This is a genomic window from Mycolicibacterium aurum (assembly GCF_900637195.1).
In the GTDB taxonomy this organism is placed as follows: Bacteria; Actinomycetota; Actinomycetes; order Mycobacteriales; family Mycobacteriaceae; genus Mycobacterium; species Mycobacterium aurum.
The window spans coordinates 5,579,811-5,599,766 of sequence record NZ_LR134356.1 but is presented as its reverse complement, the minus strand read 5'-3'; the positions used below and the strand labels follow the sequence as shown (position 1 = coordinate 5,599,766).

The following is a 19,956-nucleotide window of genomic DNA, read 5'->3' as shown; positions in this document are numbered from 1 at the left end:
CCGTGACTGACCTCGACGGACTCGACCTCGCCGCACTCGACCGACACCTGCGCGACGTGGGGGTCCCCCGCAGCGGTGAGCTACGCGCCGAACTGATCGCCGGCGGCCGGTCCAACCTGACGTTCCTGGTCGGCGACGACGCGTCGCAATGGGTGCTGCGCCGCCCGCCGCTGCACGGCCTCACGCCGTCGGCGCACGACATGGCCCGCGAGTACAAGGTGGTGGCCGCTCTGGCCGGCACCCCGGTGCCGGTGGCGCGCGCGGTGACGATGCGCAACGACGACTCCGTGCTCGGTGCCCCGTTCCAGATGGTCGAGTACGTGGCCGGCCGGGTGGTGCGCCACACCAATCAGCTGGAAGCGCTCGGTGACCGGGCCACCATCGAGTCCTGCGTCGACTCGCTGATCGCGGTGCTCGCCGATCTGCACTCGGTCGACCCCGACGCGGTCGGTCTCGGTGACTTCGGCAAGCCCAGCGGCTATCTCGAGCGTCAGGTGCGGCGGTGGGGATCGCAGTGGGATCTGGTCAAGCGGCCCGACGACGCCTGCGACGGCGACGTCAGAAGACTGCACGAACGGCTGACCCAGGCGCTGCCGGCGCAGAGCAGGACGTCGATCGTGCACGGCGACTACCGCATCGACAACACGATCCTCGACGCCGACGACGCCACCAAGGTCATCGCGGTGCTGGACTGGGAGATGTCGACCCTCGGCGATCCCCTCAGCGACGCCGCGCTGATGTGCGTCTACCGGCACCCGACGTTCCACCTGGTCCACGCCGACGCCGCGTGGGCCTCCGATCTGATTCCTTCCGCCGACGCGCTGGCCGAGAAGTACTCCCGGGCCGCCGGTCAGGATCTCGACCACTGGGACTTCTACATGGCGCTGGCGTACTTCAAGCTCGCCATCATCGGGGCGGGCATCGCCTACCGCGCCCGGGAGGCGGGCGTGACCGACGACACCGACAAAGTCGGTGACGCCGTCGCGCCGCTGGTCGCCGCGGGGCTCGCCGCGCTTTCCTGACGAGTTTCACCCATCATGGGTCTGGGTAGAGAAGCGCGTGCCCCAAAGCAGCCCTACCAAGATTTTCTCCAGAATCGGAAAGAAGCGCACCGTGCCGAATACTCAGAAGCGGGACGTCGGTGCCGAGCTGGACGTGCAGATCACCGCCCCCACCACCCTCGAGTTCCAGATCGCGGTCGCTCCGCAGGCGGGTCTCGACGTCACCGAATCGCTGTCGTTCGTGTTGGACGGCAAGGAGATTCCGCTCAGCGAGATCCGAGAGGTCTCCGGTGAGCACGGCAACCGGATTCACATGCTGGACGTCAAGAACGGCAACCTCAAGGTCAGCTACTCGGCCACCGTGCTCGGTGAGGCCGAACCGGCACCGGTGCGTGACATCGACCTGTCCACCTACCTGCGGCCCAGCCGCTACGCCGAGGCGGACAAATTCTTCGGTTTTGCCGCCACCGAATTCGGGGACCTCGCCGAGTCGGCCGACCTGCTGGAGAAGGTCTCATCCTGGGTCGGCGCCCGGTTGAGTTACGTGCCCGGCTCCAGCGATCCGATCGACGGTGCTGCTGACACCCTCCTGGCCGGAGCCGGGGTATGCCGCGACTACGCCCACCTGGTGATCGCCGTGCTGCGCGCCGTGAATGTGCCGGCCCGCCTGGTGGCGGTGTACGCACCGGGCTGTCAGCCCATGGACTTCCACGCCGTCGCCGAGGCGTTCGTGGACGGCCAGTGGCGCGTCGCCGATGCCACCTGCCTGGCTCCACGGCAGTCGATGGTGCGGATCGCGACCGGCAGGGACGCCGCGGATACCGCGTTCCTGGACAATCACAAAGGCTCGATCAACCTGAACAACATGATCGTGACGGCCACCGTCGACGGCGATCTGCCGCGCGACACCGTCGACCAACTGGTGTCGATCAGGTGATCCGGTTAGAGCCCGGCCTTGAGGTTCTTCTTCGCTGCGCGGCGTAGCTGGAACATGCGCACCGCACCCACCGCGACGGTCAGCAATCCGCCGGCCACTGCTGCGAAGAGGATCGCGACGCCGAGCGGCAGACTCCAGCGCCAGCCGAGGAACGCGAACTCGGCAGACTCGGTGTTCTGCGCGATGAAGATCAGCAGCACGATCAAGACCAGGAACCCGAGGGTCAGCGCCGCCCACAACGCCGCGGCCCTGGTCCGGTGCACCGCCGACTCGGGTGGCGGTGCCTTGGCAGGGGAGTGGGCCGCAGTGGGGTTCCCCAGCGGCGGGGTGCCGGGCGTGCCGGAGGTGGGCGGCACGTCGGGCGACGCGAACGGATCGCTGCTCATGGCTTCATCTTGCCCTTTCGCCCGTTGAATGAAACCGAAACGCCGGTGAAGCTATGGTCACCGGAAGGTCTGCAGGCTCGCCACCGCCGAAAGGACGTGCGTATGAACCGCCTCCGACGCCCCACTCCGTACCCGATGCTTGCCGTACTGGCAGCCATGCTCGCGCTGATCTCGGTGTCCCTGTCTGCCTGTGGGAGTTCCAACCCTCTTGGCGGCGGCGAGATCTCCGGCGACCTGAAATCGATCAAGGTGGGCTCGGCCGACTTCACCGAGTCGAAGATCATCGCCGAGATCTACGCCCAGGCCCTGGAGGCCAACGACTTCACCATCACCCGCCAGTTCGGAATCGGAAGTCGCGAAACGTATATCCCGGCCGTGCAGGACCATTCCATCGATCTCATCCCGGAGTACACGGGCAACCTGCTGCAGTACTTCGACGAGAAGAGCGCGGCCACCACGCCGGACGAGGTGCTGCTGGCGTTGTTCAAGGCTCTTCCCGGGGATCTGTCGATCCTGTATCCCTCGCCCGCGGAGGACAAGGACACCCTCGCCGTCACCGAGGAGACCGCGCAGCGCTGGAACCTCAAGACGATCGGCGATCTGGCAACCCATTCGGCGGAAGTGAAAGTCGGCGCGCCGTCGGAGTTCCAGACCAGGCAGACCGGTCTGGTGGGGCTCAAGGAGAAGTACGGGCTCGACATCGCACCCGCCAATTTCGTCGCGATCAGCGACGGCGGCGGCCCGGCGACCGTGCAGGCACTGACCGGCGGCACGATCACCGCCGCCAACATCTTCAGTACCTCGCCGGCGATCGAGCAGAGCAAGCTGGTGGTGCTGGAGGATCCCGAGAACGCCTTCCTGGCCGCGAACGTGGTGCCGCTGGTCGCCTCGCAGAAGATGTCCGATGAACTCAAGTCCGTGCTGGACGCCGTCAGCGCCAAACTCACCACCGAAGCTCTCATCGAGCTGAACACCTCGGTGGAGGGGAATCAGGGGGTCGACCCCGACGAGGCGGCGCAGAAGTGGATCCAAGACAACGGCTTCGACCAGCCCCTCCAGAAGTAGGTGCACTCGTGATCACCTTCCAGAACGTCACCAAGAAGTACCCGGACGGGACCGTCGCGGTCGATGATCTGAGCCTGGAAGTGCCGGAGGGCACACTGGCCGTCTTCGTCGGCCCGTCGGGCTGCGGCAAGACCACGTCGATGCGGATGATCAACCGGATGATCGACCCGACATCGGGCACGTTGACCGTCGACGGCAAGGACGTCACGCAGGTCGACGCGGTCAAGCTGCGGCTGGGAATCGGCTACGTGATCCAGAGTGCGGGCCTGATGCCGCATCTGCGGGTCGTCGACAACGTCGCCACCGTCCCGGTTCTGCGTGGCGAATCTCGGCGCAGCGCAAGGAAAGCCGCGATGGGCGTGCTGGAGCGGGTGGGGCTGGACCCCAAACTCGCCGACCGCTACCCGGCGCAGCTGTCCGGTGGCCAGCAGCAGCGCGTCGGCGTGGCGCGGGCCCTGGCCGCCGACCCGCCCATCCTGTTGATGGACGAACCGTTCAGTGCCGTCGATCCGGTGGTCCGTGAGGATCTGCAGACCGAGATCCTGCGTCTGCAGAGCGAACTGCGTAAGACGATCGTCTTCGTCACCCATGACATCGACGAGGCGATCAAGCTGGGCGAGAAGGTGGCGGTCTTCGGACGCGGCGGTGTCCTGCAACAGTACGACGCTCCGGCGAGGCTGCTGTCCAACCCGGCCAACGACGACGTCGCCGCATTCGTCGGCGCCGACCGCGGTTACCGGGGCCTGCAGTTCTACCACGCGACCGGCCTGCCGTTGCACGACCTGCGGCACGCTCCGGAAGCCGAGATCGACGCTCTTGCACTGAATCCGGGAGAGTGGGTACTGGTCACCCGCCCCGACGGTACGCCCTACGCGTGGATCGACGCCGCCGGTGTGGAGTTGCACCGCAACGGCAGCTCGCTCTATGACAGCACCACCGCGGGCGGCTCACTGTTCCGTCCCGACGGCACGTTGCGGCTGGCTCTCGACGCGGCGCTGTCGTCGCCGTCGGGTCTCGGAGTCGCGGTCGACGGCGACGACCAGGTGATCGGCGGTGTGAAGGCCGACGATGTACTGGCGGCGCTGAACACGCAGCGGGGGAAGGGCTGAACCCGTGCGGTATCTGTTCACCCACCTCGACGATCTGTGGACGCTGACGCTGATCCACCTGCGGTTGTCGCTCATCCCGATCGTCCTCGGTCTGCTGATCGCGGTTCCGTTGGGCGCGCTGGTGCAGCGCACGACGGTGTTGCGCCGGCTGACGACCGTCACCGCCAGCATCATCTTCACGATCCCGTCGCTGGCCCTGTTCGTGGTGTTGCCATTGATCATTCCGACCCCCATCCTCGACGAGGCCAACGTCATCGTGGCGTTGACCCTCTACACGGTGGCCCTTCTTGTGCGCGCGGTTCCGGAGGCGCTCGACGCGGTCTCGCCCGACGTGCTCGACGCCGCATCGGCCATCGGCTACAAGCCGCTCACCCGGATGCTGAAAATCGAACTGCCGCTGGCACTCCCGGTGCTGATCGCCAGTCTGCGAGTGGTTGCCGTCACCAACATCTCGATGGTTGCCGTCGGCTCGGTCATCGGCATCGGCGGCCTCGGCACCTGGTTCACCGAGGGCTACCAGGCGAACAAGAGTGACCAGATCATCGCCGGCATCATCGCGATCTTCGTGCTGGCGATCATCATCGACACGCTGATCATGTTGGCGGGCAAGGCACTCACGCCATGGACCAGGGCCCAGTCCAGGGTGTCGAAATCCGCGAAGGCGGGAGCAGTGACATGAACTTCCTCAACGAGGCGATGACGTTCATCTTCACCGCGGCCAACTGGGGCGGTCCCGCCGGTCTGACCGCGCGGATCCTGGAGCACCTGCAGTACACCTTCATCGCGGTCATCTTCTCGGCGCTGATCGCCATCCCGATCGGGATGATCATCGGGCACACCGGGCGCGGAACCTTTCTCGTCGTGACCGGGGTCAACGCGCTGAGGGCGCTCCCGACGCTCGGGGTGCTGCTGCTCGGCGTCCTGCTGTGGGGACTCGGGTTGATCCCGCCGACGGTGGCGCTGATGTTGCTCGGCATCCCTCCGCTGTTGGCAGGTACCTACTCGGGAATCGCCAACGTCGATCGTGCCGTGGTCGACGCGGCCCGATCGATGGGCATGACCGAGTTGCGCGTCCTGCTGCGTGTCGAGACGCCCAACGCGCTTCCGCTGATCGTCGGCGGTCTGCGCACCGCCACGTTGCAGATCGTGGCCACTGCCACGGTCGCGGCGTACGCGAGCCTCGGCGGTCTGGGGCGTTACCTGATCGACGGCATCAAGGTGCGGGAGTTCTATCTCGCGCTGGTGGGTGCGCTGATGGTGACCGCGCTGGCGCTCATCCTGGACGCGGTGCTCGCGTTCGCGGTGTGGGCCTCGGTTCCCGGCACCGGACGGTTGTCCAGGCGACGGCTGCCGCAGCCGTTTCTCAGCGACGAAGTTGCGATGGAATCGGCCGGTTCGCGCTCCAGTTCCCGAGCCCGCCACGAACCGGGCGACCCGTCGCCTACGGTAGAGGCATGAGTGAAGCCGATCGCTCTGACGCGAGCAACTGGCCTGCAGTGCTGACGTGGCGCGCCCACGACGTGCCCCGCATGGAGTCGGTGCGTGTTCAGCTCTCCGGGAAACGCATCAAGGCCTACGGCCGGGTGGTGGCTGCGGCCAGCGCCGGGCATCCCGCCTTCAGCGCGTCCTATGACCTGGTCACCGACGAGATCGGCGCAACCAAGCGCCTGTCCCTCACCGTCACGCTTGCCGAGCGGGAGCGCCAGCTCTCGATCGCCCGCGACGAGGAGAACATGTGGCTGGTGCAGGAGCATTCCGGCCAGACACGCCGGTCCGCCTTCGACGGCGCGCTCGACGTGGACGTGATCTTCAGCCCGTTCTTCAACGCGCTGCCGATCCGCCGCGCCGGGGTGCTGCCAGGAAGCGGCGAAGCGATCTCGGTGCCGGTCGTCTACGTGCGGGTGCCGGACCTGGCCGTGGACGTGGAGACGATCAGCTACGAGGCGACCGACACGGGCATCAAGCTGACGTCACCGGTGGCGGACACCACGGTCACCGTCGACGGCGACGGCTTCATCCTCGACTACCCAGGGTTGGCAACGCGGATCTGATCACGCCGCCCGCGCGCCCGGCTGCCGCCAGCTCGTCGCGCCAGCCCTCGGCGCCGACCACGGTGGTCACGATCTCGGTCCTGCCGAAGCTGTCGTAGCGGACGCGCGCAGCGTGGCCGGACTCCACGAGTTCACTCACGGGCTGGCGTCGCGCCAGTTGGTTGCGGGCGTCGATCAGCAGTCGCAACGCCTGGTCGAATATCGGCACCAGCTGGCCGGAGTTGGCCTCGCACATCGCCCGCACCAGGTCCGGTGCCGTCGCGGCGACCCGGGTACCGTCGCGGAACGATCCGGCGGCCAGGGCGAATGCCAGCGGGACCTCCCCGGCCGTCGCGGCGAGGGCTTCGGCCAGCAGATGCGGCAGGTGCGAGATGGTCGCGGCGGCGGTGTCGTGTTCGTCGGAACGGGCCGGCACGACGAACGCGCCGCAGTCCAGCGCCAGGTGCATCACCGCGGCCCACACGCCGGCGTCGACGTGGTCGTCGACGCTGATCACCCACGGCGTGTTCACGAACAGGCGGGAGTCGCCGGCGGCCCAGCCGGATTGGGCGGTTCCCGTCATCGGGTGCCCGCCGACGAACCGGTCGAGCAGGCCGGCGGCGACCACCTCGGTGTGGACGGCCCCCTTGACGCTGGTGACGTCGGTGAGCGGGTTGTCGGGCGCGATCTCGCGGACGTGGCGCAGCATCAGCGGCAGGGCGGGCATGGGGACGGCGAGCACGATCAGTGCGCCCGAATCCGCGGCCCGCGACAACGCTTGGTGGAGGTCGGTGGTGGCGTCGAAGTCGTCGACCTTGGCCGCCTCGACCCCCTCCACCGAGCGGTTGTAGCCGAACACCTCGCGGCCGGCCCCGTGCGCCGCACGCATGAGTGACCCGCCGATAAGGCCGAGACCGACCACACACACCGGTGTCTTCGTCACGTGACCAGGGTACGGACGCGCTGGTCAAGGCCTTGCCATGGGACTACCGTTACCCCTCATGGGAGCGCAGAGTGCACAGAAGCAGGAACGGGGCACCGATGTTCCGGACGGCTTCGGCGTGGCCGTCGTCCGGGAGGACGGCAAATGGCGGTGCACCGCGATGAAGCCTGCGGCGCTGACGAGCTTGTCCGCGGCCGAGACCGAATTGCGTGAATTGCGGAGTGCCGGAGCGGTTTTCGGACTCCTTGACATCGATGACGAGTTCTTCGTGATCGTGCGGCCGGCGCCGTCGGGTACCCGGCTACTGCTTTCGGATGCCACCGCCGCACTCGATTACGACATTGCCGCGGAGATCCTGGAGAAGCTCGACGCCGACTTCGACGACGACGAACTCGAACGATCCGACCCGTTCGAGGAGGGAGACCTCGGCGTGCTGGCCGACATCGGACTCCCCGAGGCGGTGCTCGGCGTGATCCTCGACGAGAGCGACGACCTGTACGCCGACGAGCAGGTAGGCCGGATCGCGAGGGAGATGGGGTTCGCCGACGAGTTGTCGGCGCTCCTCGAGCGTCTGAATCGGTGAGTTCGGCCGACGAGGCGCTGATCCGGGAAGCGCTGGCGGCGGCCCGTCACGGCGGTCCCCGCGACGTGCCGATCGGGGCGGTCGTCGTCGCCGCCGACGGGACCGAGCTGGCCCGGGCCGCCAACGCCCGCGAGCAGTTCGGCGACCCGACGGCGCATGCCGAGATCCTCGCGCTGCGCGCCGCAGCGCGGGTCCTCGGCGACGGCTGGCGGTTGGAAGGCGCAACGCTCGCGGTGACCGTGGAGCCGTGCACGATGTGTGCGGGCGCGCTGGTGATGGCGCGGGTGGCGCGCGTGGTGTTCGGAGCGTGGGAGCCCAAGACGGGCGCGGTGGGATCGCTGTGGGATGTGGTGCGCGACCGGCGGCTCACGCACCGGCCGCAGGTGCGTGGGGGAGTGCTGGCCGACGAGTGCGCCGCGCTGCTGGAAGAGTTCTTCGCCCGCCAGCGGTAGCGGGCACCCCACACCGCGAGCTCGGCGGCGTTTTGGTGCACGACCGGTCCATCGGTAAGCTGCCACACGGTGGCGTGTCCGAGCGGCCTAAGGAGCACGCCTCGAAAGCGTGTGACGGGTAACCCCCGTCCGAGGGTTCAAATCCCTCCGCCACCGCCACACCTCTTCTGCTGACGAAGCAGTGGAGGCTGTGCAGGCTCGGCGTACCAACAGCTAGGCCTCACCGCCCAGCTCGGTCTGGTCCCGCTCGTTCTCGCCTGCGTCCTGGGCCATCACCGATTCGTCGAGCCACTTCTGCACATCGCCGCCGAGGCGGTCCGCCGCCAGCTCGGCGAAGTCGAGGGCCTGTACCGCCATCGCCGCCAGGACTTTCATGCCCCGTCCGTCGTGATGGATCTCGGCCATCAGCTCGCCGAGCGATTCGTTGTCGTCGGCGTGCAACCTCGACAGGTAGCGGCGGGCATCCGCGAACTCGCGGTCGAGATGGGCCATCTTCCTTCGGAATTCGCCGGGTGACGGCAGGTCGGGCGTGCGGGTCATGGGCTTCCCCTTGTCAGTGAGGGGCCGGCCTCCGTCCGGGGCACACGCCGGCGCCCGACTGTATCTCGCCGCCGCTACCCGGGGCCGCGTATCGCGGTGATCGTGATGGCCTCACACGACGGGGCCGACGGGGTCGACGCGCGCCCGGCACTCACGCAGGTGCGATTGTCCAGGCCACCGGTCGCGGCCGCCGTCGCGGCGGTGAACCATCCGACGTCGTTGAGGACCACTACTACGGCGTAGCCGTCGTGATCGCCGGTGGTCGTGGTGTCGGTGTTGTACGAATTGTCCAGGGAGACCATGTCTTCCACCCGCGCCTGGCCACTGGCCACGAGCTGCGCTGCCAGCGCGGCCCTGGCGGTGTTCGACGAAACGTAGGCGTGCCGGGGCAGACCCCCGAAGAAGACCAGTTCTTCGGTGCTGAACGCGCCACTCCAGACGAATCCGGCGGCGGTCTCGACCGGGTCGGGTCCGAAGAGCCGGCCGTGGTTGTTGTCCACCAGGAAGAAGTCGTCCGAATAGCCCAGCAGGAGACCGCGCGGCTGCTGCCGGTAGCGCTGCTCGTCGATCAGTGCCCGGAAACCGGTCGAGTGCCCGATGCGGGGTGGAAACCCGGCGCGGCGCATGGCGGCGCTGAGTTTCCAGGTGGCGCCGAGCGCGGACTTCGACGTCGGGTCGACGATGATCACGTTGATCGGCTCCAGGACGATCCTGCCCTCGTACGGCAGCGTCCCGTAGTCGGCGATCTCCCCGTCCGGCTGCAGCATCCATTTGCCGATGTCGCCGTACTCCGTCGCGACCTGGTCCGCAGGCGACGGCACCGCGGAGTCGACCGTCGATGCGGCCGGGGTGGTCGTCGACGCGGGGCTCGGGGCGTCGTCGCGGACCCTGACCTGCGACGATCGCTTCTTCACCGGGGTGTCGGAGGAGACCTCGGCTACCTCGTCGTCGTCGAGTTCGGCGTCGTCCACTTCCGCGTCATCCACGGGGGCGTCGTCCGCGGCCGCGCCGGTGGCGCGCACTCCGCTGAGCGCGCTCGACGGTGCCGAGCCGGGATCGTCGTCGGCTGACGCGGTGTCACGTGTATGTCCGTCGGCTGCCTCGGCTGCGGTCGACGACTGCGCCGCGCTGTCGGCGGAGGCGTTGCTGGACGAGGTGTCAGCACTCGCGGTCGCGGTTCCACCGGCGATCGCGGCCCCGATGCCGAGGGCCACCGCCAACAGACCCACACGCCCGACATGCGCCGACGCACCCCGGCCCAATGGTGTCGTTACCGGCAATTCCGGCTGCGCGGCAAGATAACTCCGACTGTGTCGCCCCATGGCGAAGCCCCCACTTCCCCCGCGAAACCAGCACCCCTGCTGGTTCCACACTCCCCTTTGATCCGGCAGCTTATACCGGCGGCGGCGGATGTGGCTACGTGCCCCGACGATTGCTGGAAGAAGATCTTGTGAGCCGGGCCGGGCAGAAAAGCAGTCAGCCTGCCACCCGGGATGGGTGACAGGCTGACTGGTGTAGGGGTCTAGCTCTTGAACGCGTCTTTGATCTTCTCGCCCGCATCCTTCAGGCTGGACTTGGCCTGGTCGACCTTGCCCTCGTTTTCGGTGCTCTTGTCGCCAGTGAGCTTGCCGAGGCCTTCCTTGGCCTTACCGCCGAGGTCGTCGACCTTGTTGCTTGCTTTATCTCCGGCGCTCATGTGCGTCCTTCCGATCACGTGGAACGGCTCGGTTTCGAGCCTTGCGGTAGGAGTACCTACGATCCCCGGATCCGAAACGCAACCTCGCCTGAGCAGTTACTGAGAAAGGCGAACAGCCGCGAACCCGGTGTCAGGCATCACTGGTCCACCCACTCAGATGACCGCGTCCATGTCGGTGCGCGGCGTGGTGGCCTGTTCCAGCAGCGCCCGCATCACCACCATCAGCAGGCCGAGGATGGCTCCACCGGTGAGCGTCAGGAACATCAGCAGCGGCAGACCCGGATCGTGGGCGTTGAACCCGACGAGAGAGCGTAACCCGCTGGCGGCGGCGTCTTCAGACGCCGGCGGGAACGTCGGCGGGTGCCGGCTCCACGGTGACCTTGATCGCCTCGCCCTTCTTGACGATCTGGAACGCCTCGAGCACGTCGTCGAGCGGGATGTGCCGGGTGATGAGGTCTTTGACCGGTACCTGTCCGGTCGAGATGTACTCCAGCGCCCGCTTGTTGTGTTCGGGCGCGGAGCCGTTGGCGCCGTGGATGTGCAGCTGGCGGTAGTGCACCACGTTGGAGTCGCACGTGATCGTCGGATCGGTCTTGGGCAGACCACCGAAGAAGGAGATGCGTCCGTTGCGGGCCGCCATCGAAATGGCCTGTTCCTGAGCAACATTGGCTGCGGTTGCGGTGATGATGACGTCAGCGCCGCGGCCGCCGGTGAGCTCCATGACCTTCTCGACGACGTCGACCTCGGCGGCGTTGATGACGCCGTCCGGGTGTACCGCGTCGGCCGACATCTTCAGCCGTGCATCGTTGACGTCGACGAGGTAGATCGGGCCGCAGTTGTGCACGCCGCGCGCAATGCGGATGTGCATGCAGCCGATCGGGCCCGCGCCGAACACCACCACGGTGTCGCCTTCTTCGATGCCCAGCAGCTCCTGGGCATTGATCGCGCACGCGAACGGCTCGGCGGCGGAGGCCTCGTCGAAGCCCACGTTGTCCGGAATCCGGTTCAGCCCATCGACTTTGAGCACCTGCTTCGGCACGATCATGAACTCGGCGAATCCGCCGTCGTACTGGTAGCCCATCGATGTCTGGTTCTGGCACACCGCCATCCAGCCCTTGCGGCACTCGTGGCATTCGCCGCACGGCACCGCGGCGATGACCTGCACCCGGTCGCCCACCTCCCAGCTGCTGCCGTAGGTCGTGTTGACATCGGCACCGACCTCGACGATCTCGCCGGCGATCTCGTGGCCGATGGTGCGCGGCGGCGTCAGGTTCTGGTGGCCGTTGTAGAAGATCTTGACGTCGGTGCCGCAGGTTGAACAGTTGCGGACACGCAGCTTCACCTCGTCGGGAGCGCAGGTCGGCTCCGGGACGTCTTCCAGCCGGACATCTTCGGGGGCGTAGAAGCGCAAGGCCTTCATCGTGGGGTGGTCCTCTCGACGGGTATAGGCGGGCTGCCTTCGGATGACGTGTGCTTTCGACCACTGTATCTGGCAATCGGGCACAAAACCACTGAAATGTTTGACCATTTTTGACCGAATGCTTGCATTGGTGCCCGTTTATGCGGTGTACTGGGCATATGTGACCGGTGTCACCAACTCCGGCCGCCTCACGACACAGACACATCGGAGGACTGAATGTCACAAGCAGCTGTCCAGGACGCGGAGCCGCGGACCGGGGTACGTGTGCGGGTTCAGAAGCTCGGCACCGCGCTGTCCAACATGGTGATGCCCAACATCGGCGCGTTCATCGCCTGGGGCCTGATCACCGCACTGTTCATCAAGGCCGGATGGCTGCAAGGCATCTTCCCGGCGCTGCGCAATCCAGACGGTTGGGTCGCCCAGATCGGCGGCTGGGGCAGCTTCGACGGCGCCGGAATCGTCGGCCCGATGATCACCTACCTGCTGCCCGTGCTGATCGGGTTCACCGGCGGCCGGATGGTGCACGGCAACCGCGGCGCAGTCGTGGGAGCGATCGCCACCATGGGCGTGATCACCGGTGCCGACGTCCCGATGTTCATGGGCGCCATGATCATGGGACCGCTCGGCGGGTGGGCGATGAAGAAGCTCGACGCCCTGTGGGACGGCAAGATCCGTCCCGGCTTCGAGATGCTGGTCGACAACTTCTCCGCGGGCATCCTGGGCATGATCCTGGCCATCTTCGGCTTCTTCGGGATCGGGCCGATCGTCTCGGCGTTCACCCGCGGCGCGGGCAACGCCGTGGACTTCCTCGTCAACAACGACCTGCTGCCACTGACCTCGATTCTCATCGAACCGGCCAAGGTGCTGTTCCTCAACAACGCGATCAACCACGGCGTGCTGACCCCGCTGGGTACCACGCAGGCCCTGGAGACCGGCAAGTCGATCCTGTTCCTGCTCGAGGCCAACCCTGGCCCGGGTCTGGGACTTCTGTTGGCCTTCATGGCGTTCGGTAAAGGCGCGGCGCGCGCGTCGGCTCCCGGTGCGGCGATCATCCAGTTCTTCGGCGGCATCCACGAGATCTATTTCCCGTACGTGCTGATGAAGCCGAAGCTGATCATCGCCACCATCCTCGGCGGCATGACCGGTGTCTTCATCAATGTGCTGTTCGGCTCGGGATTGCGCGCTCCCGCCGCACCGGGGTCCATCATCGCCGTCTACGCGCAGACCGCCAGTGGCAGCTTCCTCGGCGTGACGCTGTCGGTGTTCGGCGCGGCCGCGGTGTCGTTCGCCGTCGCCTCGCTGCTGCTCAAGACCGACCGCGCCAAGGACGACGAGCAGGACCTCGCCGCGGCGACCGCCGAGATGGAGTCGATGAAGGGCAAGAAGTCCAGCGTCGCGTCCGCTCTGGTGGGTGCCGGCGCCGGGTCGGTGAACACCATCGTGTTCGCCTGTGACGCCGGCATGGGGTCGTCGGCGATGGGTGCGTCGGTGCTGCGCAGGAAGATTCAGCAGGCCGGCTTCGGTGAGGTGAAGGTGACCAACTCCGCCATCTCGAACCTCACGGACACCTACGATGTCGTCGTCTCGCACCGGGATCTGACCGCCCGCGCACGCCAGAAGACGCCGTCGGCGGCTCACGTCTCGGTCGAGGACTTCATGAGCAGCCCGCGCTACGACGAGATCGTCGAGCAGCTACAGCGGACCAACGGTGGCGGCGGTGTGGCAGTCCTCGATGACGAACCCGCCGAGGCGCCGGGCGACGACTCCGGGGCCGATGCGTTGCCGCTCTCGTCGATCGTCATGAACGGGACGGCGACCTCGGCCGCCGACGCGATCACCGAGGCCGGTCAGCTGCTGGTCGCCGCGGGTGCGGTGGACCCGGTGTACGTCGACGCCATGCACGAGCGGGAGAACTCCATCTCCACCTACATGGGCAACGGCCTGGCGATTCCGCACGGCACGAACGAGGCCAAGGACGCGATCCGGCGCACCGGGTTGTCCTTCGTCCGCTACGGGCAGCCGATCGACTGGAACGGCAAGCCCGCCGAGTTCGTCGTCGGGATCGCGGGCGCGGGCAAGGACCACATGGCCCTTCTCACGAAGATCGCCCAGGTGTTCCTCAAGGCCGACCAGGTGACCCGGTTGCGGGAGGCGCAGACCGCAGAGGAGGTCAGGTCCATCCTGATGTCCGCCGAAAAGTAGTGTGAGTCGGTGGATTCCGACAGCCGCCAGAGCAGGATCGTCGAGTTCGCCCGCACGCGCGGGCGGGTGGAGGTGGCCTCGCTCGCGACAGAACTCGATGTCGCGAGCGAGACGATCCGGCGCGATCTGAAGGTTCTGGCCGGTCGCCGGCTGCTCAAGCGGGTGCACGGCGGTGCGGTGCCGATGGAGACCGCGGCCTTCGAATCCGGGGTCGAGTACCGCAGCCAGGTCGATCTGAGCCAGAAGCACCGCATCGCCGGGGCGGCCGCCGAGCTGTTGCACGGCGCCGAAACGGTGTACCTGGACGAGGGATTCACCCCTCGGCTGATCGCCGAGCGACTCGCCGACGAGGAGTTGACGGTGGTCACGTCGTCGCTGCTGGCGGCCGAGGCGCTGGCCCACAGCCGCACTGTGACGGTGTTGTTGCTCGGCGGACGGATGCGGGGCCGCACCCTGGCCACCGTGGACCACTGGGCGGTCGACATGCTGCGTAGCCTGGTGATCGACGTGGCTTTCCTTGGAACGAACGGTATTTCGCTCGATCATGGCCTCACGACGCCCGACCCTGCCGTGGCCGCGGTGAAGAGCGCAGCGGTCATGGTGGCACGCAGGTCCATCCTGGTCGCCGCGCATTCGAAGTTCGGCGAGAGCAGTTTCTGCCGGTTCGCCCAGGTGTCGGACTTCGAATCGATCGTCACCGGTTGCGAACTGGGCGTCGCGGAGGCCAGGCGCTACGAGGCGCTGGGACCCGTCGTGATCCGCGCCTAGCGCAGAATGTGGGTGACCTGCTCGGCGAGCGCCTCGCCGAGGTCACGGTTGTTCTGCTCGGTGAAGTGCAGGCCGTCCACACCCTCGGTCGTGATCACCGAACCGGCATCGAAGAACGGCACCTTCACGAACGACGCCATCGCCTCGTACACGTGCGCCAGGCGCGCCGACTTCTCCTGGCTACCTTCGAAGATCAGCTGGAACCAGGGGTGCGGCATCGGGGGGAGCGGTGGCGGAGCGACCACGAGGACCTGCGGGGCGGGGTAGCTGGTGCCGACACCGCCGGCACTGGTGAGTACCTGGGTCACCAGTATCGACATGCCCAGCGCGATGTCCAGCGGCGTACGGCCGAAATACGCCTTCGTGTCGTTGGTGCCGAGCATCAGGATCACCAGGTCCAGCGGGAGGTGGCTGGCGAGTGCGGCGGGTAGGTACTTCGACCCGTTGAGCCGCGGATCCGTGGGGTCGTCGGCGTTGGTGGTGCGCGCCGAGAGCCCCTCCTCCAGCACCGTGAAGTCCGGTCCGAGCCGGTCGGCGAGCACCCCCGGCCACCGCTGCTGACGTGGATACCGTTCGGTGGGCATCCCGTCGGCCACCGGCACCCAGCCCCATGTCAGCGAGTCGCCGAAACAGAGAATTCGTCTGGTGCTCACGTCGGCCGCCTAGTCCTCGATGATGTGGTCGGCCTCTTCGTCTCCGGGGACGCGTGCCTTCTCGTCATCGTCGACCACGGTGAAGAACGAGTCGCCGTCCTCGGGGGTCCCGTCGATCTGCCCGGATGTCTGACGGGTGGGCCGGTCTTCCTGCGGTTCCCCGTCGGGCACGACGTCGGGCTCCTCGGCCGCGAGCTGTTCATCGAGGGTCTGGTGCTCCTCGGCCTCGATCCAGGTATCCGGCGGATCGACGACGATGTCGCCGTCGTCATTGCGCACCTCGTCGGAATCAAGAGACTCGCTCGGGCTCAGGGTGTCGTCGGGTCCACCGTCGTCGTAGTCGCCGTCCATGCTCACGAGTGTGCCCTATCGCCGGAGTGCTCAACCGAGTCGTGTTCGCGCGTCATCCAGAACTGCCTCGATGTCACACCACGTGCGACGCACGATATCGGCCACGGGCTGGAGATCGGTGATGCGGGAGGACACCTGGCCGGTGTTGGCGACGCTGGCATCCAGGTCGCCGGCGAAGTAGAGATCGGTGATGCGGCCGAGCAGCTGGGTCGCCGGGTCGTGCTCGTGGATGCGGGCCGCCAGCCCGGTGCGCAGCACCCGCATGGTCGGGTTCCCGGGGAGGTCGAGCAGAACCGTCCCCGCATCGTCGGCCGCGACGATCGCATCCTTGAAGTTGCCGTGCACGCCGGCCTCGACGCTGGCCAGCATGCGGGTCCCCATCTGTAGTCCCTCGGCGCCCAGCACCACCGCCGCGGCCGCCGAGCGGGCATCGCAGATGCCGCCCGCGCAGATGATCGGCAGGCCGACGCGTTCGGCCACCAGGGGAAGCAGCACCATGGTCGACGCGCCCAGCGCGGACTTGAAGCCGCCGCCCTCGACACCCTCGACCACCAGCGCGTCGACGCCGGCGTCGGCCGCCTTCAGTGCTCCCTTGAGCGATCCGACGACGTGCACCACCGTCATCCCGGCGTCGTGGAGCCGGGAGGTGAACAGGGCCGGATCGCCCGCCGAGGTGAACACGTGCCGCACCCCGGCGGACGCCAGGACGTCGACGATCGACGGGTCCCGCTTCCAGCCCTGGATCATCAGGTTGGCCGCCACCGGACGGTCCGTGAGCTCACGCACCCGCAGCAGGTCCTCCCGTCCCTCGGCGGTCAGGGTCTCGATCATGCCGAGCCCGCCGCCTTCGGACACCGCCGCTGCCAGTTCGGCGCGGGCGATGTAGGTCATCGGTGCCTGCACGACCGGGAATTCGACGCCGAGCAGTTCCTTGATGCGATTGGTCACGGCCGTAACCATAAGGCTGTTACGGTCCGGTGCGTGTATCGGGTGATTCAGTGGGGCACAGGGGCTGTCGGTTCAGAGATGATCACGGCGATACTCGACCATCGAACAGAGCTGACGCTCGTCGGCGCCAGGGTGTACTCCGACGACAAGGACGGCGTCGACATCGGCGCCCTGGTCGGCCGCGACCCCATCGGGGTGGCCGCCACCAGCGACGTCGACGCGATCCTCGCGCTCGACGCCGACTGCGTCCTCTACACGCCACGTACCGCGAGCGTCGACGACGTGTGCGCACTGTTGGCCGTCGGGAAGAACGTCGCCACGACGGCGTTCATGTTCCACCCGCGGCGGATGGATCCGGCCGACCGGGACAGGGTGCTCGCCGCGTGCGAACAGGGCGCGAGCTCGGTGCACGGCAGCGGGCTGAACCCCGGCAACCTGTCGGGAGTGCTGCCGCTGGCGCTGTCGGGGATGAGCCGCACCATCGACAAAATCACCCTGCAGGAGCGTGCGGACTGGTCGGTGTACGAGAGCACCGGGATCACGTTCGACAACATGGCTTTCGGTGAGCCAGTCGAGTTCATCAGCCCGACCGCCACCGACTTCCTGGCTTTCAACAGCTCGATCTTCGCCGAGCAGGTCTGGTTCATCGGCGACGCGCTGGGCGCCGAGCTGGACGAGGTGACCGCAACCGTGGAAGCCGTTGCCGCGCAGGAGGATCACCAGATCTTCGATCACCTGCTGCGCGCAGGTACCACCGCGGGCCAGCGATGGAACTGGACGGGATTGCGCGACGGGGAGACGCTGGTCGAGATCGAGACACTGTGGACCGTCGGCAACGAGTATCCGGCGCACTGGCCGACGCCGAGGCATGGTTGGACGCTGACCGTCGAGGGCGACCCGTCGATGCAGACGCACTTCTTCTCGCTGGCGAGCTTCAGCCGCGCCGCGAGCATGGCAGAACACGTGCGGTCGGCCAACGTCGCCACGGCGATGCAGGTGCTCAACGCGGTGCCCGCCGTGTGCGAGGCCGCGCCGGGTTTCGCGACGACGGCGTCGCTGCCGCTGATCTACAACGCCACCGCCTTCGCGAAGAAGCGGTAGTCAGCGCGACACCGTCATCACACGAGTCAACCGCTCAATTCGGTTGTCGCTCTTGAGATTCTCGCGGATCGCAAGGGGCGTCACGGCGAGCGCCGCCATCGCACGGGTGATCAGTTCGTTGTGCGTGGTACCCGCAGCCTCATGGAACACATCGAAGGCGACCGCGATCGGCGTCGACGAGGACGTGTTGATCGAGTGAGACCTCAGCCGTAGAACATCACGGAGTAGTCGGCGCTCCACGCGCCGCCGTCACACTTCAACGGGACACCGTCGGGGCTCTGCGCTACACCCGTGCTGCCGTCGCACGGCGAGCGCAGCAAGCGCACTCCGATCAGTTGCGGAGACGACACCCACACGCTCTTCGAACTGCAGGCCAGGGTGTTGCCCGACCCGTCGGACCCGAAGTTGTAGCGGGTGTTCTGCGTGCAGTGCCCACCCAGTTGCGCGTCGGTGCGCACGTACGGGACGCACCCGGCACCGTCACACGTCGTCGGCGTCGCCGAGGCAGTTCCCAGACCGAAGCCCGCCAGCGGAGCGGCAAGGACACCACCGGCGATCGCGACAGCAACCATCAGCTTCATGGCTACACCCTAATTCGCGGCGCCTCCTCCGCGGGCGGCCTTGCCCGCATTGCCACGACATCGCGCCGCGAGGCGTAGGGTCATCACCCATGAAGACGCTGGTGGGGGTGTTATCGGCGGGCGTGATGGCGTCGGCGGCGTTGGTCGGAGCACCAGCGGCGCTCCTTACCGCGCCGACGGCGAACGCTGACGCCGTCGCCTACCTGGTCAATGTGCACGTCCGTCCGGGTTACAACTTCCCCAACGCCGACGCGGCGATCGCCTACGGGAACAGCATCTGCTATCGCGTCGGAACGAAGATGAGCTACACCGACCTCGTCAATCAGGTGAAGGCCGACTTCCACACCACCGACTACTACCAGGCGGGCTATCTGATCAATCAGGCCGTCAACGAGCTCTGCCCCCCTCAGATCTGGCAGTTGCGGCAGTCGGCCGCCGGCTACAAGCCTTTCTGACGTTCCCGCGCGAACGACACGGTCCGGCCGACCAGCTCGCGGCACACGTGTTCCTCGTCGGCGAACCACGGGAACCTCGGCATGCTGGTGCGAAGCGTCGTGTAGCCGTGCAGCGCTGCCCACAGCAGGGCGGCATCCTCTTCCGCGGAACCGTCTCTGTCGCCGGATGATTCAGCAACGGCGTCGGCCAGAATGCGGAACGCCTCCGCGCCGTTGGCGTAGAAGAACGCGGGGCCGTCCGCTGCGAGTTCCTTCGTCCGTTCCAGTGTCCGGCGGCGTTCGAAGAGCGTGAGATAGCGCTCCGGCTGCCGGAGTCCGAAGTCGACGTACGCCCTGCAGACGGCGAGGAGGCGCTCGGACGGCTGCGCAGTGTCGCGTGCTTCTTTCAGGGTTGCGGTGAGCTGCTCGAAGGTCTGCTCGACCAGGGCGTCCACGATGGCCTTGCCGTCGGCGAAGTGGGCGTAGATCGACGGTGCGGAGACACCGACCTCCCGGGCGACCGCGCGCAGGCTGACGTCGTCTTCGCTGCCCGTTCGTTCGAGGATGCGCTGCGCGCCGACGAGGAGATCGTCGCGCAGTCGGGTGCCTTCACCCCGAGGGTTGCGCCGACGTGGTGGCATCTCGTCCTCCTTGGTAAACGCGCGTAAGCATACGACCGGGCGCTGCAGGGAACTTATGTTGACGCTCGTATGTTTACAGACGTAAGTTTACCTATCCGCCCCGCGTGAGGACCTT

Annotated in this window: 25 protein-coding genes and 1 tRNA gene; 14 read left to right on the top strand and 12 right to left on the bottom strand. The window is 67.2% G+C overall.

Going from position 1 to position 19,956, the window contains the following annotated elements:
• Window positions 1-2 precede the first annotated feature (2 nt).
• Entirely contained in the window at window positions 3-1,022 is a 1,020-nt protein-coding gene (locus EL337_RS26590; protein WP_048635117.1) for a phosphotransferase family protein, read from the top strand.
• Window positions 1,023-1,113: 91 nt separating this feature from the next.
• Window positions 1,114-1,938 carry a transglutaminase-like domain-containing protein gene (locus EL337_RS26585; RefSeq protein ID WP_048635118.1) on the top strand — a complete coding sequence of 275 codons (825 nt, stop codon included), beginning with the start codon at window positions 1,114-1,116 and terminating at the stop codon, window positions 1,936-1,938.
• Window positions 1,939-1,943: 5 nt separating this feature from the next.
• On the opposite strand, the gene EL337_RS26580 is transcribed toward EL337_RS26585, so the two are convergent.
• Window positions 1,944-2,324: a LapA family protein gene (locus EL337_RS26580; protein ID WP_048635119.1), complete on the bottom strand. Its 381-nt coding sequence runs from the start codon at window positions 2,322-2,324 to the stop codon at window positions 1,944-1,946.
• 102 nt (window positions 2,325-2,426) lie between these two features.
• Between EL337_RS26580 and EL337_RS26575 the strand changes: the two genes are divergently transcribed.
• Genes EL337_RS26575 through EL337_RS26555 form a run of 5 tightly spaced genes read left to right on the top strand, consistent with a single transcriptional unit; the run spans window position 2,427 to window position 6,549 of the window.
• On the top strand, window positions 2,427-3,389 hold the full coding sequence (locus EL337_RS26575) for an ABC transporter substrate-binding protein (protein WP_083443277.1): 963 nt from the start codon (window positions 2,427-2,429) through the stop codon (window positions 3,387-3,389).
• Between the two features lie 8 nt (window positions 3,390-3,397).
• The gene (locus EL337_RS26570) at window positions 3,398-4,498 is read left to right on the top strand and encodes an ABC transporter ATP-binding protein (RefSeq protein WP_048635121.1); all 1,101 of its coding nucleotides are present in this window, start codon (window positions 3,398-3,400) and stop codon (window positions 4,496-4,498) included.
• A gap of 4 nt (window positions 4,499-4,502) precedes the next feature.
• Window positions 4,503-5,177 carry an ABC transporter permease gene (locus tag EL337_RS26565; RefSeq protein ID WP_048635122.1) on the top strand — a complete coding sequence of 225 codons (675 nt, stop codon included), beginning with the start codon at window positions 4,503-4,505 and terminating at the stop codon, window positions 5,175-5,177.
• The gene (locus EL337_RS26560) at window positions 5,174-5,956 is read left to right on the top strand and encodes an ABC transporter permease (protein WP_048635123.1); all 783 of its coding nucleotides are present in this window, start codon (window positions 5,174-5,176) and stop codon (window positions 5,954-5,956) included. The genes EL337_RS26565 and EL337_RS26560 overlap by 4 nt, the downstream gene beginning before the upstream one ends.
• Window positions 5,953-6,549, top strand: a complete 597-nt coding sequence (locus EL337_RS26555) for a putative glycolipid-binding domain-containing protein (RefSeq protein WP_048635124.1) — start codon at window positions 5,953-5,955, stop codon at window positions 6,547-6,549. Before EL337_RS26560 ends, EL337_RS26555 begins: the two co-directional genes overlap by 4 nt.
• Here EL337_RS26555 and EL337_RS26550 read toward each other — a convergent pair.
• Window positions 6,512-7,456 carry a prephenate dehydrogenase gene (locus EL337_RS26550; protein WP_048635182.1) on the bottom strand — a complete coding sequence of 315 codons (945 nt, stop codon included), beginning with the start codon at window positions 7,454-7,456 and terminating at the stop codon, window positions 6,512-6,514. The genes EL337_RS26555 and EL337_RS26550 overlap by 38 nt on opposite strands.
• Before the next feature lie 73 nt (window positions 7,457-7,529).
• On the opposite strand from EL337_RS26550, the gene EL337_RS26545 reads away from it, so the two are divergent.
• From EL337_RS26545 to EL337_RS26535, 3 genes are all read left to right on the top strand, one after another.
• Entirely contained in the window at window positions 7,530-8,054 is a 525-nt protein-coding gene (locus EL337_RS26545; RefSeq protein WP_048635125.1) for a tRNA adenosine deaminase-associated protein, read from the top strand.
• Window positions 8,051-8,506, top strand: coding sequence for a nucleoside deaminase (locus tag EL337_RS26540; protein WP_048635126.1), 456 nt, complete (start codon window positions 8,051-8,053; stop codon window positions 8,504-8,506). Before EL337_RS26545 ends, EL337_RS26540 begins: the two co-directional genes overlap by 4 nt.
• A gap of 68 nt (window positions 8,507-8,574) precedes the next feature.
• Window positions 8,575-8,665: transfer RNA gene (locus EL337_RS26535), tRNA-Ser, on the top strand.
• Window positions 8,666-8,719: 54 nt separating this feature from the next.
• Here the strand turns inward: EL337_RS26535 and EL337_RS26530 are convergent.
• The 5 genes from EL337_RS26530 to EL337_RS26510 form a co-directional block, all read right to left on the bottom strand.
• Complete coding sequence (locus EL337_RS26530; RefSeq protein ID WP_048635127.1) at window positions 8,720-9,046, bottom strand: hypothetical protein; 327 nt, start codon at window positions 9,044-9,046, stop codon at window positions 8,720-8,722.
• 74 nt (window positions 9,047-9,120) lie between these two features.
• The gene (locus tag EL337_RS26525) at window positions 9,121-10,275 is read right to left on the bottom strand and encodes a hypothetical protein (protein WP_053086872.1); all 1,155 of its coding nucleotides are present in this window, start codon (window positions 10,273-10,275) and stop codon (window positions 9,121-9,123) included.
• A gap of 293 nt (window positions 10,276-10,568) precedes the next feature.
• Complete coding sequence (locus EL337_RS26520) at window positions 10,569-10,742, bottom strand: CsbD family protein (protein WP_048635128.1); 174 nt, start codon at window positions 10,740-10,742, stop codon at window positions 10,569-10,571.
• A gap of 153 nt (window positions 10,743-10,895) precedes the next feature.
• The gene (locus tag EL337_RS29250) at window positions 10,896-11,006 is read right to left on the bottom strand and encodes a hypothetical protein (RefSeq protein WP_327405599.1); all 111 of its coding nucleotides are present in this window, start codon (window positions 11,004-11,006) and stop codon (window positions 10,896-10,898) included.
• Between the two features lie 70 nt (window positions 11,007-11,076).
• Window positions 11,077-12,162, bottom strand: a complete 1,086-nt coding sequence (locus EL337_RS26510; RefSeq protein WP_048635129.1) for a zinc-dependent dehydrogenase — start codon at window positions 12,160-12,162, stop codon at window positions 11,077-11,079.
• A gap of 216 nt (window positions 12,163-12,378) precedes the next feature.
• On the opposite strand from EL337_RS26510, the gene EL337_RS26505 reads away from it, so the two are divergent.
• Together EL337_RS26505 and EL337_RS26500 are read left to right on the top strand one after the other, a co-directional pair.
• A complete protein-coding gene (locus EL337_RS26505) occupies window positions 12,379-14,364 on the top strand; it encodes a PTS mannitol transporter subunit IICBA (RefSeq protein WP_048635130.1) in 1,986 nt (661 codons plus the stop codon).
• 9 nt (window positions 14,365-14,373) lie between these two features.
• Window positions 14,374-15,132, top strand: coding sequence for a DeoR/GlpR family DNA-binding transcription regulator (locus EL337_RS26500; protein WP_048635131.1), 759 nt, complete (start codon window positions 14,374-14,376; stop codon window positions 15,130-15,132).
• Here the strand turns inward: EL337_RS26500 and EL337_RS26495 are convergent.
• From EL337_RS26495 to EL337_RS26485, 3 genes are read right to left on the bottom strand one after another with little or no spacing between them, the layout of a single operon-like run.
• Window positions 15,129-15,785, bottom strand: a complete 657-nt coding sequence (locus EL337_RS26495; protein ID WP_048635132.1) for an SGNH/GDSL hydrolase family protein — start codon at window positions 15,783-15,785, stop codon at window positions 15,129-15,131. The genes EL337_RS26500 and EL337_RS26495 overlap by 4 nt on opposite strands.
• A gap of 9 nt (window positions 15,786-15,794) precedes the next feature.
• Window positions 15,795-16,136, bottom strand: a complete 342-nt coding sequence (locus EL337_RS26490) for a hypothetical protein (protein ID WP_048635133.1) — start codon at window positions 16,134-16,136, stop codon at window positions 15,795-15,797.
• Between the two features lie 30 nt (window positions 16,137-16,166).
• A complete protein-coding gene (locus EL337_RS26485; protein ID WP_048635184.1) occupies window positions 16,167-17,084 on the bottom strand; it encodes an NAD(P)H-dependent flavin oxidoreductase in 918 nt (305 codons plus the stop codon).
• Between the two features lie 78 nt (window positions 17,085-17,162).
• Here EL337_RS26485 and EL337_RS26480 point away from each other — a divergent pair, with 78 nt between their 5' ends.
• Window positions 17,163-18,185: an NAD(P)H-dependent amine dehydrogenase family protein gene (locus EL337_RS26480; protein ID WP_048635134.1), complete on the top strand. Its 1,023-nt coding sequence runs from the start codon at window positions 17,163-17,165 to the stop codon at window positions 18,183-18,185.
• A 203-nt stretch (window positions 18,186-18,388) separates the two neighbouring features.
• Here EL337_RS26480 and EL337_RS26475 read toward each other — a convergent pair whose 3' ends face one another.
• Window positions 18,389-18,766 (bottom strand): hypothetical protein, encoded by a 378-nt coding sequence (locus EL337_RS26475; protein ID WP_048635135.1) that lies wholly within the window; start codon window positions 18,764-18,766, stop codon window positions 18,389-18,391.
• Between the two features lie 89 nt (window positions 18,767-18,855).
• On the opposite strand from EL337_RS26475, the gene EL337_RS26470 reads away from it, so the two are divergent.
• Window positions 18,856-19,221, top strand: a complete 366-nt coding sequence (locus EL337_RS26470; RefSeq protein ID WP_048635136.1) for a DUF732 domain-containing protein — start codon at window positions 18,856-18,858, stop codon at window positions 19,219-19,221.
• Here the strand turns inward: EL337_RS26470 and EL337_RS26465 are convergent.
• On the bottom strand, window positions 19,206-19,841 hold the full coding sequence (locus EL337_RS26465; RefSeq protein ID WP_053086873.1) for a TetR/AcrR family transcriptional regulator: 636 nt from the start codon (window positions 19,839-19,841) through the stop codon (window positions 19,206-19,208). The genes EL337_RS26470 and EL337_RS26465 overlap by 16 nt on opposite strands.
• Between the last annotated feature and the right edge of the window lie 115 nt (window positions 19,842-19,956).

Excerpts from the sequence above, each read along its gene's own strand:
- EL337_RS26580 (WP_048635119.1), bottom strand. The coding sequence starts at position 2,324 with ATGAGCAGCGATCCGTTCGCGTCGCCCGACGTGCCGCCCACCTCCGGC.
- EL337_RS26575 (WP_083443277.1), top strand. The coding sequence starts at position 2,427 with ATGAACCGCCTCCGACGCCCCACTCCGTACCCGATGCTTGCCGTACTG.
- EL337_RS26560 (WP_048635123.1), top strand. The coding sequence starts at position 5,174 with ATGAACTTCCTCAACGAGGCGATGACGTTCATCTTCACCGCGGCCAAC.
- EL337_RS26555 (WP_048635124.1), top strand. The coding sequence starts at position 5,953 with ATGAGTGAAGCCGATCGCTCTGACGCGAGCAACTGGCCTGCAGTGCTG.
- EL337_RS26545 (WP_048635125.1), top strand. The coding sequence starts at position 7,530 with ATGGGAGCGCAGAGTGCACAGAAGCAGGAACGGGGCACCGATGTTCCG.
- EL337_RS26530 (WP_048635127.1), bottom strand. The coding sequence starts at position 9,046 with ATGACCCGCACGCCCGACCTGCCGTCACCCGGCGAATTCCGAAGGAAG.
- EL337_RS26520 (WP_048635128.1), bottom strand. The coding sequence starts at position 10,742 with ATGAGCGCCGGAGATAAAGCAAGCAACAAGGTCGACGACCTCGGCGGT.
- EL337_RS29250 (WP_327405599.1), bottom strand. The coding sequence starts at position 11,006 with ATGTTCCTGACGCTCACCGGTGGAGCCATCCTCGGCCTGCTGATGGTG.
- EL337_RS26510 (WP_048635129.1), bottom strand. The coding sequence starts at position 12,162 with ATGAAGGCCTTGCGCTTCTACGCCCCCGAAGATGTCCGGCTGGAAGAC.
- EL337_RS26505 (WP_048635130.1), top strand. The coding sequence starts at position 12,379 with ATGTCACAAGCAGCTGTCCAGGACGCGGAGCCGCGGACCGGGGTACGT.
- EL337_RS26490 (WP_048635133.1), bottom strand. The coding sequence starts at position 16,136 with ATGGACGGCGACTACGACGACGGTGGACCCGACGACACCCTGAGCCCG.
- EL337_RS26480 (WP_048635134.1), top strand. The coding sequence starts at position 17,163 with ATGATCACGGCGATACTCGACCATCGAACAGAGCTGACGCTCGTCGGC.
- EL337_RS26475 (WP_048635135.1), bottom strand. The coding sequence starts at position 18,766 with ATGAAGCTGATGGTTGCTGTCGCGATCGCCGGTGGTGTCCTTGCCGCT.
- EL337_RS26470 (WP_048635136.1), top strand. The coding sequence starts at position 18,856 with ATGAAGACGCTGGTGGGGGTGTTATCGGCGGGCGTGATGGCGTCGGCG.
- EL337_RS26465 (WP_053086873.1), bottom strand. The coding sequence starts at position 19,841 with ATGCCACCACGTCGGCGCAACCCTCGGGGTGAAGGCACCCGACTGCGC.